At 70.4% G+C, this 14,299-nt stretch carries 17 protein-coding genes and 1 tRNA gene; 7 read left to right on the top strand and 11 right to left on the bottom strand.

Going from position 1 to position 14,299, the window contains the following annotated elements; all coding sequences use genetic code 11:
* Window positions 1-91 precede the first annotated feature (91 nt).
* The 5 genes from IG08_RS0129840 to IG08_RS0129820 all read right to left on the bottom strand — a co-directional run bounded on the left by IG08_RS0129840 (window position 92) and on the right by IG08_RS0129820 (window position 3,757).
* Window positions 92-649 carry a SigE family RNA polymerase sigma factor gene (locus IG08_RS0129840; RefSeq protein ID WP_030609184.1) on the bottom strand — a complete coding sequence of 186 codons (558 nt, stop codon included), beginning with the start codon at window positions 647-649 and terminating at the stop codon, window positions 92-94.
* A 147-nt stretch (window positions 650-796) separates the two neighbouring features.
* Window positions 797-1,963, bottom strand: coding sequence for a lipid-transfer protein (locus tag IG08_RS0129835; protein ID WP_030609181.1), 1,167 nt, complete (start codon window positions 1,961-1,963; stop codon window positions 797-799).
* Entirely contained in the window at window positions 1,960-2,349 is a 390-nt protein-coding gene (locus IG08_RS0129830) for a MaoC family dehydratase (protein WP_030609179.1), read from the bottom strand. The genes IG08_RS0129835 and IG08_RS0129830 overlap by 4 nt, the downstream gene beginning before the upstream one ends.
* Window positions 2,346-3,248 carry a bifunctional MaoC family dehydratase N-terminal/OB-fold nucleic acid binding domain-containing protein gene (locus tag IG08_RS0129825; protein WP_030609176.1) on the bottom strand — a complete coding sequence of 301 codons (903 nt, stop codon included), beginning with the start codon at window positions 3,246-3,248 and terminating at the stop codon, window positions 2,346-2,348. Before IG08_RS0129825 ends, IG08_RS0129830 begins: the two co-directional genes overlap by 4 nt.
* Window positions 3,249-3,442: 194 nt before the next feature.
* The gene (locus tag IG08_RS0129820; RefSeq protein WP_030609175.1) at window positions 3,443-3,757 is read right to left on the bottom strand and encodes a hypothetical protein; all 315 of its coding nucleotides are present in this window, start codon (window positions 3,755-3,757) and stop codon (window positions 3,443-3,445) included.
* 371 nt (window positions 3,758-4,128) lie between these two features.
* Between IG08_RS0129820 and IG08_RS0129815 the strand changes: the two genes are divergently transcribed.
* The 4 genes from IG08_RS0129815 to IG08_RS0129800 are packed head-to-tail and all read left to right on the top strand — an operon-like array spanning window position 4,129 to window position 6,632.
* Complete coding sequence (locus IG08_RS0129815) at window positions 4,129-4,995, top strand: bifunctional DNA primase/polymerase (RefSeq protein WP_030609172.1); 867 nt, start codon at window positions 4,129-4,131, stop codon at window positions 4,993-4,995.
* Between the two features lie 58 nt (window positions 4,996-5,053).
* Window positions 5,054-5,473 carry a hypothetical protein gene (locus IG08_RS0129810; RefSeq protein ID WP_043455552.1) on the top strand — a complete coding sequence of 140 codons (420 nt, stop codon included), beginning with the start codon at window positions 5,054-5,056 and terminating at the stop codon, window positions 5,471-5,473.
* A gap of 17 nt (window positions 5,474-5,490) precedes the next feature.
* Window positions 5,491-6,024 carry a DinB family protein gene (locus IG08_RS0129805; protein WP_106981050.1) on the top strand — a complete coding sequence of 178 codons (534 nt, stop codon included), beginning with the start codon at window positions 5,491-5,493 and terminating at the stop codon, window positions 6,022-6,024.
* Window positions 6,021-6,632, top strand: a complete 612-nt coding sequence (locus IG08_RS0129800) for a nucleotidyltransferase family protein (RefSeq protein ID WP_030609165.1) — start codon at window positions 6,021-6,023, stop codon at window positions 6,630-6,632. The genes IG08_RS0129805 and IG08_RS0129800 overlap by 4 nt, the downstream gene beginning before the upstream one ends.
* Here IG08_RS0129800 and IG08_RS0129795 read toward each other — a convergent pair.
* From IG08_RS0129795 to IG08_RS0129780, 4 genes are all read right to left on the bottom strand, one after another.
* The gene (locus IG08_RS0129795; protein ID WP_030609163.1) at window positions 6,623-6,913 is read right to left on the bottom strand and encodes a zinc-ribbon domain-containing protein; all 291 of its coding nucleotides are present in this window, start codon (window positions 6,911-6,913) and stop codon (window positions 6,623-6,625) included. The genes IG08_RS0129800 and IG08_RS0129795 overlap by 10 nt on opposite strands.
* A 100-nt stretch (window positions 6,914-7,013) precedes the next feature.
* On the bottom strand, window positions 7,014-7,982 hold the full coding sequence (locus tag IG08_RS0129790) for a hypothetical protein (protein WP_030609161.1): 969 nt from the start codon (window positions 7,980-7,982) through the stop codon (window positions 7,014-7,016).
* A gap of 174 nt (window positions 7,983-8,156) precedes the next feature.
* A tRNA-Ser gene (locus IG08_RS0129785) sits at window positions 8,157-8,243 on the bottom strand.
* Between the two features lie 63 nt (window positions 8,244-8,306).
* Window positions 8,307-9,779 carry a S1C family serine protease gene (locus IG08_RS0129780; RefSeq protein WP_030609159.1) on the bottom strand — a complete coding sequence of 491 codons (1,473 nt, stop codon included), beginning with the start codon at window positions 9,777-9,779 and terminating at the stop codon, window positions 8,307-8,309.
* A gap of 247 nt (window positions 9,780-10,026) precedes the next feature.
* Here IG08_RS0129780 and IG08_RS0129775 point away from each other — a divergent pair, with 247 nt between their 5' ends.
* From IG08_RS0129775 to IG08_RS0129765, 3 genes are all read left to right on the top strand, one after another.
* Window positions 10,027-10,854 (top strand): glycerophosphodiester phosphodiesterase, encoded by an 828-nt coding sequence (locus IG08_RS0129775; protein WP_030609157.1) that lies wholly within the window; start codon window positions 10,027-10,029, stop codon window positions 10,852-10,854.
* A 69-nt stretch (window positions 10,855-10,923) separates the two neighbouring features.
* Window positions 10,924-11,562: an ATP-binding protein gene (locus tag IG08_RS0129770; protein WP_063757796.1), complete on the top strand. Its 639-nt coding sequence runs from the start codon at window positions 10,924-10,926 to the stop codon at window positions 11,560-11,562.
* Window positions 11,563-11,754: 192 nt separating this feature from the next.
* On the top strand, window positions 11,755-12,720 hold the full coding sequence (locus IG08_RS0129765; RefSeq protein ID WP_030609153.1) for a DUF5926 family protein: 966 nt from the start codon (window positions 11,755-11,757) through the stop codon (window positions 12,718-12,720).
* 257 nt (window positions 12,721-12,977) lie between these two features.
* Here IG08_RS0129765 and IG08_RS0129760 read toward each other — a convergent pair whose 3' ends face one another.
* Both IG08_RS0129760 and IG08_RS0129755 read right to left on the bottom strand, forming a co-directional pair.
* Complete coding sequence (locus tag IG08_RS0129760) at window positions 12,978-13,571, bottom strand: hypothetical protein (protein WP_052424927.1); 594 nt, start codon at window positions 13,569-13,571, stop codon at window positions 12,978-12,980.
* A 56-nt stretch (window positions 13,572-13,627) separates the two neighbouring features.
* Window positions 13,628-14,293, bottom strand: coding sequence for a bifunctional DNA primase/polymerase (locus IG08_RS0129755; protein ID WP_030609147.1), 666 nt, complete (start codon window positions 14,291-14,293; stop codon window positions 13,628-13,630).
* Between the last annotated feature and the right edge of the window lie 6 nt (window positions 14,294-14,299).

Below are 14,299 nucleotides of genomic sequence, written 5' to 3'. Positions count from 1 at the left end.
GCGCTGATTCTGCGCACATACCGCGCGGTATGTCACTAGGACCGGGTGATCGATCACGTCACGTTGCGTTCACAGAGCCCAGCCGCTAGGTCTATCGGGCGAGCACCAGCTCAGGATCCTCGCGCAGTTTCCCCAGCGCCCGCGACACCGCCGACTTCACGGTCCCCACGGACACCCCGAGCACCTCGGCCGTCTGGACCTCGCTGAGGTCCTCGTAGTACCTGAGGACGACCATCGCCCGCTGCCGCGCGGGCAGCTTGCTGATCGCCCGCCACATCGCGTCGTGCAGCGCCTGCTGCTCGGCAGGGTCGTCGCCGCCGGGTGCGGGGTCGGGCTCGGGGATCTCGTCGGTCGCGAACTCGTCGACCTTGCGCTTGCGCCACTGCGAGGTCCGGGTGTTCAGCAGGGCCCGGCGCACATAGCCGTCGAGGGCCCGGTGGTCCTCGATGCGCTCCCAGGCGACGTACGTCTTGGTCAGGGCGGTCTGCAGCAGGTCCTCCGCGTCGCTCGGGTTCGCGGTCAGCGACCGGGCGGTACGCAGCAGCACCGGCTGGCGTGCCTTCACGTACGAGGCGAACGAGGGGTACGGAAGGGTCTGCGTCGCCGGTCCGGCGGCCTTCGAAGCGCTGGTGCAGACGAGTGTGGTCATGGGTTCCACGCTAGGAGCGGGGCCCCTTCCTGCGGATCGGCCGCAGGTCCCGAAGACGAGTCCGCCTCAGGTTGTAGTAGTGGGGCTGGCTGCACCTCCTGAAGGTGGACGAACGCGTCCGGGGTACTGCGGGTTAACCCCTGAGGGTCATACGTCGGTGGTCAGGATCAGGCCGGAGGTCGGCACTCCCGTCCCCGCCGTCACCAGTACGCGCTCCGTCCCCGGTACCTGGTTCACCGCCGTCCCCCGCAGCTGCCGTACCGCTTCCGCGATGCCGTTCATGCCGTGCAGGTAGGCCTCCCCGAGCTGGCCGCCGTGGGTGTTGAGGGGCAGCTCCGCCAGGCGTACGAAATCCGCCGCCTCCCCCTTCCCGCAGAACCCGAACTCCTCCAGCTGCATCAGCACGAACGGGGTGAAGTGGTCGTACAGGATCCCTACGTCGATGTCGCCGGGCCGGAGCCCGGACGTGCGCCACAGCTGCCGTGCGACCACGCCCATCTCCGGGAGGCCGGTCAGGTCGTCACGGTAGAAGCTCGTCATCTGCTCCTGGGCCCGGCCGGCACCCTGGGCGGCCGCCGCGACGACGGCGGGCGGGTGGGGGAGGTCGCGGGCGCGCTCGGGCGAGGTGACGACGATCGCCTGGCCGCCGTCGGTCTCCTGGCAGCAGTCCAGGAGTCTGAGCGGCTCGACGATCCAGCGGGAGGCGGCGTGGTCGGCGAGGGTGAGGGGGCGGTCGTGGAAGTAGGCGGCCGGGTTGGTCGCCGCGTACCCGCGGTCCGTCACCGCCACGTGCCCGAACGCCTCCGGCGTCAGACCGTACGTGTGCAGATAGCGCTGGGCCGCCATCGCCACCCAGGACGCCGGCGTGAGCAGCCCGAAGGGGAGGGACCAGCCGAGCGCGACCCCCTCGGCGGAGGGTTCGCGGTGCTGCACGCCCGAGCCGAAGCGGCGCCCCGAGCGCTCGTTGAAGGCCCGGTAGCAGACCACGACCTCCGCGACGCCGGTCGCCACCGCGAGCGCGGCCTGCTGGACCGTCGCGCAGGCCGCGCCGCCGCCGTAGTGGACGCGGGAGAAGAAGGACAGCTCGCCGATCCCGCAGGCCTGGGCGACGGTGATCTCCGGGCTGGTGTCCATCGTGAACGTGACCATCCCGTCCACGTCGGCGGGCGTCAGCCCCGCGTCGTCGAGGGCCGCCCGCACCGCCTCCGCCGCCAGCCTGAGCTCGCTGCGCCCCGAGTCCTTGGAGAACTCCGTGGCCCCGATGCCGACGATCGCCGCCCGTCCGCCGAGCACGTCACGCGCGCGTGCGCTCATCTCGCGCTCCCCTGAGACACGGTGACCGTCCCCGTCACGTGGTTGCCGATGCCATTGGCCCCGATGACCCGGACCGTCACGGTGTCACCGTCCACGTCTTCGATGGTGCCGGTCAACACCATCGTGTCCCCGGGGTAGTTGGGCGCGCCCAGCCTGATGGCCACCTTCTTGAGTACGGCCGCCGGCCCGAAGTGGTCCGTGATGTAGCGGCCCACCAGGCCGTTCGTCGTCAGGATGTTCATGAAGATGTCGGGGGAGCCTTTGCGGCGGGCGAGTTCGGCGTCGTGATGCACGTCCTGGTAGTCGCGGGACGCGATCGCTCCGGCGACGATCAGGGTGCGGGTGACCGGGATGGTGAGGGGCGGAATCTCGTCGCCGGCCTTCATACGGCGGCCTCCTCGGCGACGCGGAAGACGGGCAGCACCAACTCGTCGTCGTACGACTGGAATTCGAGCCGCACCGGCATACCGATCCGCACCTTCTCGTACGGCGTCCCGATCACGTTGCTGATCATCCGCACGCCCTCCGCGAGCTCGATCAACGCGACCGCGTACGGCGGGTCGAAGGCGGGGAAGGGCGGGTGGTGCATGACGACGTACGAGTAGACGGTGCCCTCGCCGGTCGCCTCGACCGTGTCCCAGTCAGGGGCGCCGCAGGAGGCGCAGCCGGGGAGCCACGGGAAGCGGAGGGTGGCACAGGCGGTGCAGCGCTGGATGAGGAGCTTGTGCTGCTCCACGCCCTTCCAGAAGCCGGCGTTGTCGCGGTTGACGACGGGGCGGGGGCGCGGGGGCTTCTTCTCCGGGCGGCGTGCGGGGGCGTACTTGAGGATGCGGAAGCGGTGGATGCCGACGAGGTCGGGGCCGACGCGCAGTTCGGTGCGGGTGGTGACGAAGTGGCCCGTGCCCAGCTTGGTCGTCTTGCGGGCGGACACCGACTCGATGACCGTGTCGAAGGTGATCTCGTCGCCGGGGCGCAGGGGGCGGACGTACTCCTGCTCGCAGTCGGTGGCGACGACCGAGGTGCAGCCGGACTCGTCGAGGAGGGCGAGGAGTTCGTCGTAGGCCTGGGTTCTGGTGTCGTGGCCGGTCAGGCCGCCCATGGTCCACACCTGGAGCATGGTGGGCGGGGCGACGGCGTCAGGGCCCGTGTACGCCGGGTTGGTGTCGCCCAGGGCCTCGCACCAGTGGCGGATCATGGGGGCGTTGACGGGGTCCTTGCCGGTGCGGGCGACGGCGGCGGGGCATCCTTCGTAGGACTTCAGCCGTGCGAGCAGGTCATCGCTCACGGCCGTACTCCTCTCGCGGTCCTCACGGTCCTCACGGTCGAGGGTTTCTGACTGTCCGTCAGATATGACGGGATGTCAAGGTCACCGCCAGGCACGTGAAAACGCCTGCGCGGCGGCACCGAAGCGCCGCCGCGCAGACGTGTCACACCCCCACAGACACACCCCGGAGTCGAGGGCCGCGCGGCCCTCTCAGATCACCACCACAGCGGGGTGAAGTTGACGGAGGTGTTGTCGTTCCCCTGGTTGATGGCCGTGAACGCGGAGCCGTTGACCTGGGCGGTGTTGCTCTGGTTCGAGGCGCCGGAGCCGATCGCCTGCTGCTGGGTGGTGGACGAGTTGCCGTAGTTGTCGTGCCCGACGCCGCTGTTGCCGACGGTCGCCACACCCGCGTTCGATCCGTCGTCCGCGAAGGCGCCGTTGTCCGCCGCCGCGACGCCGGTGAAGAGCGCGGCGGCGAGCGGGAGGGCGGAGACGGCGGCGATGACGCGGGCGGTACGGATGCTTGCCATGTTTGTTCCTCCAGAACCAAGTAACGGCTTGCTTCAAGCCGTCCCGTTGAATCAAGTACGGCTTGTCCCAAGGCGGTTGGCCGACCGCCTCGGTCGTGCTGTGTTCGTTGTGCTCGACGTCGCGAGATCAGAGTTGCCCACCGAATCCCCGGCGAACCAGGCCGGAAGTGGCGATTCCCCCTGAAGCGTGATGACTTGTCGATAAACCCCTTTCGCGACCTCAAGCGGCAGGTCAGGGCGGTGAGGGTGCATCAGGATCAAGCGGGACAAGAGCTGAAGCGTTCCGGCACATTTCCAGCCAATTCATCCGGCCCGGCGAGTCGTGGGCACCTCCCCTTCCCTTTTTCGAACACTCGTACGAACATAGAGGTATGGCCACCACAGACCGGCAGGCCACGACGCTGGCCCTCGCACACGCCCTGTCAGCCGCCGAGCGCGGACTGGCCGTCATCCCCCTGTCCCGGACGAAGCTCCCGGCCCTGCGCTCCCCCCACCGCGACGAACCCACGCCCCCGCCCTGCCACGGCGAGTGCGGCCGCCTCGGCCACGGGGTCTACGACGCCTCGACGGCCCCGTCGCGCATCCGCGAGCTGTTCGCGGCGGCCCCCTGGGCGACCGGCTACGGCATCGCGTGCGGCCTCCCGCCCCACCACCTGATCGGCATCGACCTGGACACCAAGTCGGGCACGGACTCCTCGGCGGCCCTGCGCGAACTGGCCCTGCGCCATCTGTTCACGATCCCCGACACGGTCGTCGTGCTCACCCCCAGCGGCGGCCGCCACCTGTGGCTGAGCGGCCCGCCGGACGTCGTGGTCCCCAACTCCGCCGGTCGCCTGGCCCCCGGCATCGACATCCGGGGCGCCGGCGGCTACCTCGTCGGTCCCGGCTCGCGCACGGACCACGGCGTCTACGGCACGGCACCGGGCACCGCGCACCTGGCCCCGGCCGCTTGCCCACCCGCGCTGCTGCACCTGCTGCTGCCCCCGCCCCGTACCCACTTCCCGGGCGCCCCGTCGGCCGGGAGCCACGGCCAGGGTCTCGTCCAGTTCGTCCTCGCCGCGCACGAGGGCCAGCGCAACACCCGCCTGTTCTGGGCGGCCTGCCGCGCCTACGAGGACGGCATCGGCCCCGCCCTCGTCGATCCCCTGGTCGAGGCGGCCCTCAACACGGGGCTCACCGAGCGCGAGGCGCGGGCGACGATCGCGTCGGCGGCGCGGATGACGGGGCATCGGCCGTGAGGAGAGGAGCCACGCACACCAGGGGAGCTCGATGCAAGACCGTTTCAGAGTGCCGACGATGGCACTGGCCCGGGTCGTCCTCAACTCGGGACGCCACCTCGACCTGACCGAACTGCGGTTCTCCTCGACGTACGGCGGGATGCCGGACGGCTATCCCTGCAGACCGGTCAACGAGCTGAAGATCAAAGGCCTGTTGAGCTCGGCCGATCAGGCTTCCCCCGCCACACCGGTACACCTCGTCCAACCCGTGCGCGAGTACCCCGACCAGTACGCCGGCGCCTTCGGCCCGGTGGAGATGCTCCCGCCGGTGGCCTGCGTCGGCACGTTCCGCTCCACACCCCTCGACCCGAACCTGTACGGCTCCCACCTCACGGTCGTCTGGTTCCAGTCCAGCGCGTGGGTGCCGTCGGGCTGCGACGCGGAATCCGGGCTGCGGGAGGTGGCGTGGGAGGAATTGGCGTGTGACTACGAGCTGTGATGTGCCAGGCTCGCCCGATGACCGCCGACCCCCGCCGCGATCTCCTGCGCCACCAATTCGACCTGACCTGGGCCCTGTTCGAGTACCACCTCGACCGCCTCACCCCCGAGGACTTCCTCTGGGAACCGGCGCCCCTGTGCTGGACGGTACGCCGCACCCCCGACGACACGTGGCTCCCCGACTGGTCGGACACCGAGCCCGATCCCGTCCCCGTGCCCACCATCGCCTGGCTGAGCTGGCACATCGGCTGGTGGTGGGGGGTGGCCCTGGATCACGTGGAGGGCCGGCCACCGCGTGACCGAGCAGGCGTGGACTGGCCGGGCCCCGGGAAACCGACGGTCGACTGGCTGCGGGCCCTGCGCACAGCCTGGCTGACGGCCACGGACCGCCTCGCCGACCCCGACCTGGACGCCACGGCCCCGTTCCCCTGGCCGAACGACCCGACGTACACCGTCGCCGACATGCTGGCCTGGGCGAATGCGGAGCTGATGAAGAACGCGGCGGAGATCGGTCAGGTGCGGTTGCTGCGTGGGGCGTTGGGAGAACAGTGACCGGCCGGCTCCCTCTGGACGAACAACTCGCCGCCCTGAAGGCCGCGTTGTCCCGCAACGAGGTCCTGCTGGAGGCCCTGCGGCGGACCGCGTCACTGGACCTGCCCGGCTGGTACGTGACGGCGGGCTGTCTGTTCCAGACCGTGTGGAACGTGGTCACGGACCGGCCTGCCGCCGGCGGGATCAAGGACTACGACGTCTTCTACTTCGACGACGGTGACCTGTCGTGGGAGGCCGAGGACGCGGTGATCAGGGCGGGAGAGGAAGCCTTCGCCGGTCTGCCGGCCGAGGTGGAGATCCGCAACGAGGCCCGTGTCCACCTCTGGTACGAGCGGAAGTTCGGCGTCCCGTGCGCCCCGTACACCTCCACGGAGGCGGCCATCGACAGCTTCGCCGCGACGACCTGTTGCGTGGGGGTACGCCTGGAGTCCGGGGGCCGGTGGCGGGTCTACGCGCCGCACGGCCTCTCCGACGTGTTCAACCTCGTCGTACGCCCGAATCCGGTGCTCGCTCCGCGGGAGGTCTACGAGGCCAAGGCGAAGCGGTGGCGTGAGGAGTGGCCCGAGCTGACCGTGCTGGACTGGCCCGGGGGCCCTTCTCAGGACTGATACGGCTGCTGCTGCGGCTGCCCGTGCATCTGGCCGCCCTGTCCGCCCGTGGCCTGCGCCTGCAGCTGCTCCGCCTGCTCCTTGGTCAGCTTCGACTCCGCTCCGCAGAACGTGCACTGCGTCGTGTGCTTCGTCGAGATCGGGAACAGCGGCACGAAGAACAGCGTGAACTTCGTGACGCGCTTCCTGAGCGTGTGCGCGGCGGGGTTGCCGCACTGGCCGCACACCAGGGTGAGTATCGCGAGCTGGTACAGGTAGCCCTTGGTACCGAAGATGATCACGTCGTGGTCCTTCCCTCCGCCAGTCATCAGCCGTGATCGGCGACTCTACCCACTCCGCGCGGAAGGGGTGCCTCCGGACGAGAGACACCCCTTCACCGGCTCAGCCTCCGCTGCCGCCGCCCCTGCACCGCTGGGTCGCGCTGCAGCCCCGGTTGTAGTTGTTCGCCGGGATCGGGGGAACGTTCAGGTCCGTGTTGAAGGAGAAGTGGGCGGCCTGGTCGCTGACCGGGTTGTAGCGGAAGTTGGGGTCGTAGTTGGGGTTCGCCACCCAGCGGTCGTAGCGGAAGGTGATGCTCTGCGGCATGAGGATCTGGCCGGCGGCCCGCCCCGTCATCCGGTAGATGTGGACGCCGGTGATCGCCTGGGGCGGGATCCTGCGGAAGAAGGCCCACTCGTCCTGGCTCGCGTAGTGATCGTGCAGATCACTGTTCCCCCGGAGCTGCTCGGGAACGTGCAGGACGACGTTCGCGAAGTGCGGGTTGATCGTGTAGACGTAGCTCAGAGCGGTGACGGCCGAGTGCTCGCAGCTTTCGACCACCGAGGGTCCGATGAACGGGATGTTCTGGAGGATGGTCCAGCCCACTCCCTGGCAACGCGGCTGGCTGGCGGCGGCGGCGAGGTTGAGCATCCCCTGGCTCCGCGCGAACTGCTCCGCCACCGACCGCGTACCCGACGTGGACACGTAGCCGCTGTTCCCGGCCCGGTCGCCGCGGACATGGGACTGGATGTCGTAGTTCGTTCCCCGGGACACGAAGCCGTTCGCCCAGATGTCGTTCACCGACCGGGAGTCTCCGCGGTAGACCACACCGGGCAGCGAACCCTGGGACACCGCGTCGCCGGGCTCGTCCTCCGCACTGGCGGAACCGGTGGTGGACACGAGCGCGCCGGTGGTGAGCAGCACCACGAGCAACATCTGGAAGACGAGGAGTACCGGCCTCGGCAGCCGGTGTCGCGTCCCTGGACCGGCGATCACGCGGTACGGGGACGAGCCGGGCGTGGGTACGGGCTCGGGTGCCGACGGCTGGGGCGTTCCCTGCTCGGGGACCGCCACTGTGTGTGAGTGGGGCATGCGCAGTTCTCCAGTGCTCGGTCTGCCGGGGTCCGGCCTGACATGACCGAGGCTGACAAACCGAAAGTTGATTCCCCACCCCCTTTCATCAGCGAAATCAATCCCGTGAGCAGACGACAGAAGGGGCGCCTCTCAAGGAGAGGCGCCCCTTCTGATCAACACGTCCATGCCCTGCGGAGGCGGTGAGATTCGAACTCACGGTGACATCGCTGCCACGACGGTTTTCAAGACCGTTCCCTTAGGCCGCTCGGGCACGCCTCCCCGCGCCGCCGGTGACCGGCGGCGCGGGGACAAGACTAACGGGTGGCCACGCGCGCGCGTGGGTCAGCTGTCGCCCGTGCGGGAGCCCAGGGTGAGTTCGACCGTGTTGGTCTTGCCGTCGCGCTCGTAGGTGATCTTGACCTTGTCGCCGGGCTGGTGGGTCCAGATCTCGCCGATGAGGGTGGGGCCGGAGTCGATCACCGAGTCGTCGAGCTTGGTGATGACGTCGCCGGGCTTGAGGCCGGCCTTGGCGGCGGGGCCGCCCGACTCGACAGCGTCGGCACCGCTGGCGCCCTGTTCGGTGATCTTCGCGCCGCCCGTGGATTCCTCCAGGGACACCGACGCGCCGATCTTCGCGTAGACCGGCTTGCCGGTCTTGATCAGCTGCTGGGCGACGTACTTGGCCTGGTTGATCGGGATGGCGAAGCCGAGGCCGATCGAGCCGGACTGGCTGGTGCCGCCGAGGCCGCCGCTACTGCTGGACTGGATCGCCGAGTTGATGCCGATCACGTTGCCCTGCGCGTCCAGCAACGGGCCGCCGGAGTTGCCCGGGTTGATCGACGCGTCCGTCTGCAGCGCGCTCATGTAGGAGGCGTTCGAACCGCTCCCGTCGCTCGACGCCACCGGGCGGTTCTTCGCGCTGATGATGCCCGTCGTGACGGTGTTGGACAGGCCGAAGGGGGCGCCGATCGCGATCGTGGAGTCGCCGACCGCCACCTGGTCCGAGTTGCCCAGGGTGAGCGGCTTGAGGTCGCTCGGCGCGTTCTTGAGCTTGATGACCGCGACGTCGTAGCCCTGCGCGTGGCCGACGACCTCCGCGTCGTACTTCTTGCCGCTCGGGAAAGTGGCGGTCAGCTTGCCGCCGTCGACCGCGTCGGCCACCACGTGGTTGTTGGTGACGATGTGGCCCTGGGTGTCGAAGACGAAGCCGGTGCCGGTGCCGCCCTCGCCGCTGGTGGACTCGGCCTCGATGGTGACCGTGCTGGGCAGGGCCTTCGCGGCGACGCCCGCGACGGTGCCCGCGTCGCGCTTGACGCTGCCGCCGCTGTCGGAGGCGGAGAGGGTGGTCGAGGAGCCGCCGTCGTCGTTGTTCTTGGCCAGGGTGTAGCCGAGGCCGCCGCCCAGGCCGCCGGCGACCAGCGCGGCCACGAGGATCGCGGCGACGAGACCGCCGCGCCCGCTGCGGGGCTTCGGCGCGGGCTGCTGGTAGGTGGCACCCCAGGCGGTGCCGTCGCCGCCGGAGCCGCCGTCGGCGTACGACGGGACGACCGGGGGCGGCCAAGCACCCTCAGAGCCGGGGGCGGTGTCTTCGGGACCGGGGCCACTGCCCTGGGCCGTCGCGGCATAGGCAGGCGCTCCGGCGTGCACCAGTTCCTGCTCCTGTGCGCCGGGGGCGCCCGGAGGCACCGGCGGGAGCGGGGTCGTCGGCGCGCCCGCTTCGGGGGCGGAGGGTGCCGAGGGAGCGGGAGCGTCCACCGGCACGGGGGGTGCAGACGGGGCCGGGGGTACCGCGGTGCCCTCGTTCTCGGTGCTCACAGCTTTTCTCCTCGGTCCACGGCTGTCGTTTGTCGGTCGCACTCGGTCACGCTGGTCGGTGTCCGGCGCGAGTCAGCTGTGCATGTCCTTTTGTATGCCGTCAGCTTTTCCTACGGGGCGTCAGGGCACCATAAGCGGTCCCTGTGGGTCTTCGGTCGTTCTTTATATAGGCCATGCGAGACAAATGAGGCGCAATCCATATGTCTCCGTTCGCACGCGTACCCCCGTGCGGTGGCACCATGACGCGGTGACCCTCGCACGGCAGCACCGGATCCAAGTCGTCGCCCACCGCGGAGCCTCCGAAGACGCTCCCGAGCACACCCTGGCCGCGTACAAGAAGGCGATCGAGGACGGTGCGGACGCCCTCGAATGCGATGTGCGCCTGACGGCGGACGGACACCTCGTCTGTGTCCACGACCGCCGTGTCAACCGTACGTCCAACGGCCGCGGGGCCGTCTCGGCGCTGGAGCTCGCCGATCTCGCCGCCCTTGACTTCGGTTCACGCAAGACGCGGGAGTTCTGGCGCACGCGCGACGAGGAGCCCGACTGGGAGTTCCGGCCCGAGGACCGCGAGGACACCTCCGTACTGACCCTGGAGCGGCTGCTGGAGCTCGTCGCGGACGCGGGGCGGCGGGTGGAGATGGCCATCGAGACCAAGCACCCGACGCGCTGGGCGGGGCAGGTGGAGGAGCGGCTGCTGGTGCTCCTGAAGCGGTTCGGGCTGGACGCGCCGACCTCGGACGCGGAGTCTCCCGTCAGAGTCATGAGCTTCTCGGCGCGCTCACTGCATCGCGTGCGTGCCGCCTCGCCGACGCTGCCGACGGTCTACCTGCTGCAGTTCGTCTCGCCCCGGCTGCGGGACGGGCGGCTGCCGGCGGGGGTGCGGATCGCCGGGCCGTCGATCCGGATCGTGCGCAATCACCCGGCGTACATCGAGCGCCTGAAGCGGGCCGGCCACCAGGTGCACGTGTGGACCGTGAACGAGCCCCAGGATGTGGATCTCTGCGTCGACCTGGGCGTCGACGCCATCATCACCAACCGTCCGCGCGCGGTGCTGGACCAGCTCGGCCGCTGACACCTCGCCCGACATCTCGCCGTAACAGGGTGTGCTCCGGCGCGTTCGGACCGTATTCGATCGTTACGAATGCGTCAGCGGACGCGGATTGGCCGGTTTCCGGTACAGGCCAATGGGGCATCCACACGGTGGCGTGGGGCAAAGGAGGTCTCGGGGGTGGCGTTGGTGGTGGCACAGGAGGTGCCCACGTCGTCGAGCATGGCCGTACCCCATGGCCCTGCGGGCGTGGGGAAAGCGAGACACCGCATGCGCGTGCAGCTGCGCAGGGGCGGGGTGGCGGATTCGGTCATCGACGACGCCGTACTGATTCTTTCCGAACTCTTGAGCAATGCGTGCAAGCACGGCCGGCCGCTGGGCGACGCCCTGGCCGGGGACGGCGACGTCCGCGCCGCATGGCGTGTGGACGCGGGCGGCAGGCTCACGGTCGAGGTGACGGACGGCGGCGGGCCCACCCGCCCGGCTCCGGCCACGCCCTCGGTCACCGCGCACGGCGGCCGCGGGCTGAACATCATCACCGCGCTGGCCGACGACTGGGGTGTCCGGGACGACGCTCAGGGTGAGGTCACGGTGTGGGTGGTCGTCCACGCCGATGTCCATGACCCGGACACGGGTTACCGCCGAGGCGACTTCGCTACGCGCGTCGCGGCTCCGTCGGTGTCTGCGATATCCAACCTGGACTTCGCGGACGCGTTCGACGACATGGACTAGCTGCGCCGCTGGGGGTGCCGCGACATGCCGTCCGGCGTCTGCGGGCTCGTTGTAGCTGGTCGCGCGGTTCCCCGCACCCCTGAAAGGGCGCTGCCGGACCGCCACGCTTTGTCCACAGGCTCCCATCGACCAAGTCACGAACGGCTAGGCTCGCGCCCGTACGAGACGAGCCGTAACCGGGAGACAGCCACGATGGCCAAGAAGCGACCCCAGACGAAGGCCCAGCGGCCGCAGATCACCGACGGTGAGGTCCCGGTCGTCGGCGCCCGTGAGCCCTGCCCGTGCGGCAGTGGCCGCCGCTACAAGGCCTGCCACGGCCGGGCCGCCGCACAGGCCGCGACCGAGCTGGTGCACCGCCCGTTCGAGGGGCTGCCGGGCGAGGGCGACTGGGTGGCGCTGCGCGAGCTGGTGCCGGCCGCCACTGTCGAACTGACGCTGAAGGACGGCCTCCCCGAGGGCGTCCCGTCGGTCACGCTGGCCACGGTGCTGCCGATGGCCTGGCCCGCCCTGCGCCGCGACGACGGCTCGGTGCTGCTCGGCCTGCAGAACGACACGGCGTCCGGAGACATCAGCCGCGACCTCGCCGACACCCTCCAGCGCGCGCTCACCGCGAATCCGGGCACCCCGGTCGAGGGCCGCCGTGCGCCCGCCGACGGTCCGCGGCTGCAGGATCTGCTCGCCCCCGAAGGCGCGTTCGAGCCAGTTGTGCACGAGGGCTTCGAGTTCTGGGTGCCGGACGCGGAGAACGCCACGCCGGAGGTGACCGCCTCCCTGGAGCGGGCCAACGCCGCGGCCATCCCGACCGTGCGGCTGACCGGCGTGGACGCCGCGTACTGGTGCGAGACGCCGGACAAGAACCACCTGCGCTGGGTCATGCCGTATCCCGAGGAGCAGCTTCTGGACGCCCTCGCGCGGCTGCACGCGGCCGGAAAGTCGAGCCTCGGCGAAGGCACCCGCCTCGTGGGCTCGTTCCGCGCTCACGGGCTCACCGTCCCGGTCTGGGACCTGCCCAGCGCGATCACCGCGGAGGACATCGAGAAGCCGGCCGCCGAGTTCGCCGAGCGCCTCGCCGGCGCCCTGGCCACGGACGGACCGCTGACCGCCGACGAGCGCCGTGCCCGCGGCGGCCTGACCAACCGGCAGGTCACTCTCAGCTGACATCCGCTGTGCGGCTGACCGGTCGGTCAGCCGCACAGGCCCCTTCCGGAACAGGTGACTCCGCTCACAACTCCCGCTCGGAACAAGCGAATCGGTGTCCGAATCGGTGTCCGAATCGGCCAGGGAGCACCGACCCGGAATTTGCGAACAGCCGATCTCTTGTTACCGTTCGAGTAGCCCGGTTGCTGGTGCATCCCCCGTCGCCAGCAACCGGGTCTTTCTGTGTCCGGCACTCCTTTACGGAACGCCGCGGGTCGTCAACTGCCCGTAGGCGCCGAGGAGTTGCTTCCGGCTCGCAGCAGCAGCGGCCCGCTTCCGGCTCGCGCCGCGAACTCCGCGACCGCCGAGTAACCGTCGAGCTCTCCCTGGGTGCGTTTCCTGGGCGTCTCGCAACTGGCCGGCTCGTCCTCCGCCCCCACGGCACAGCGCATCTGCACGGTGCGGCCGCCCGGCGCCATGAGGCTCAGGACGGAGTCCAGCGCCCCGCCGGTCGCGTTGCGGTAGTAAGTACGCGCCCAGGTCTGCTCACCCTGCGTGAGGACACAGGTCTGCGCCTCGATGCCGTCGGGGGAGGTGAGTTCGGGTCCGCAGCGGGCGGCGGTGGCGAGTCCCAGGCCCAGCAGCAGCCGGGAGGAGCGGGTGGGATCGACGGAGGGTGCCTTGGCATCCTCGGGAGCGGAAGGCCGTACCGAATCAGACGTGCGTACGGCGGCACGACCACCCCCGTCGCCCACCTGCCCCGCGGACGCCACGGCCAGCGGGAGCGCGACCGCGCATGCCACGACGCCCGACAGGGCGAGCAGACGAACTCTTCGGGGGTCTGGGGGTCGTCCCCCAGAATGTCGCAGCATGTACCGGAAGATAACTACCGGGAGCGGGCGGCCGGTTCCGCCCGCGCCCGACACCCCTACAACTCGGGTGCGCTCACACCCGTACGAGTGAGGGCTTCGACGACGGCGTCCACCACGGCCTCCACGTCGGGCACCCAGGGGGCGGCCGAGCCGGGCAGCGGAGCGCGCTCCCAGCGGATCTCTCCGTGGCCGGTCTCGGACGGGGGCAGGGCGAGGTAGCCGCCCTCGCCGTGGAAGCGGAGGGAACCCGGGACGAAGTCCTTGGCGTACAGCAGTTCGCCCAACTGCTCCATGGAGTACGGCTTCACGAGCAGCGCCCAGCGGGTGGGCGAGGCGACGACCGGGCCGAGGCGCATGCCCTTGCGGTCGAGTGCGGCCAGGGCGCGCGCGGCCGGGAGGGCCGGCAGGCTGACCGCACAGGGTGCCTGGCCTCCGGTGGCCAGAATGATCGGCGCGGCAGGGCGGTTGGTCCACCACCAGCGCACCATGCGCTCGTCGGCGGTGGCCGCGAGGAGGCCGGGGTCGAAGGGGTGTGCGCCGGGGACCACGCACTCCGGGTCGGGGCAGCCGCAGCGGGCCCGCCCCTGCGGGTCCGGTGCCACGCCCGGGAGTACCGGCCACTGCCATTCGGTCGCGATGGTCAGGGCCGCGCTGATCAACTCAGGCCTTCCGTCGCTGCGCTGGGACAGGAGCCTGCGTCGCTTTCCGAGGATCTCGCGCATGAGCGC

Origin of the sequence: Streptomyces fulvoviolaceus (genome assembly GCF_000718165.1) — a bacterium.
GTDB classification, from domain to species: domain Bacteria; phylum Actinomycetota; class Actinomycetes; order Streptomycetales; family Streptomycetaceae; genus Streptomyces; species Streptomyces fulvoviolaceus.
This window is presented reverse-complemented; position numbering and strand designations above follow the sequence as displayed.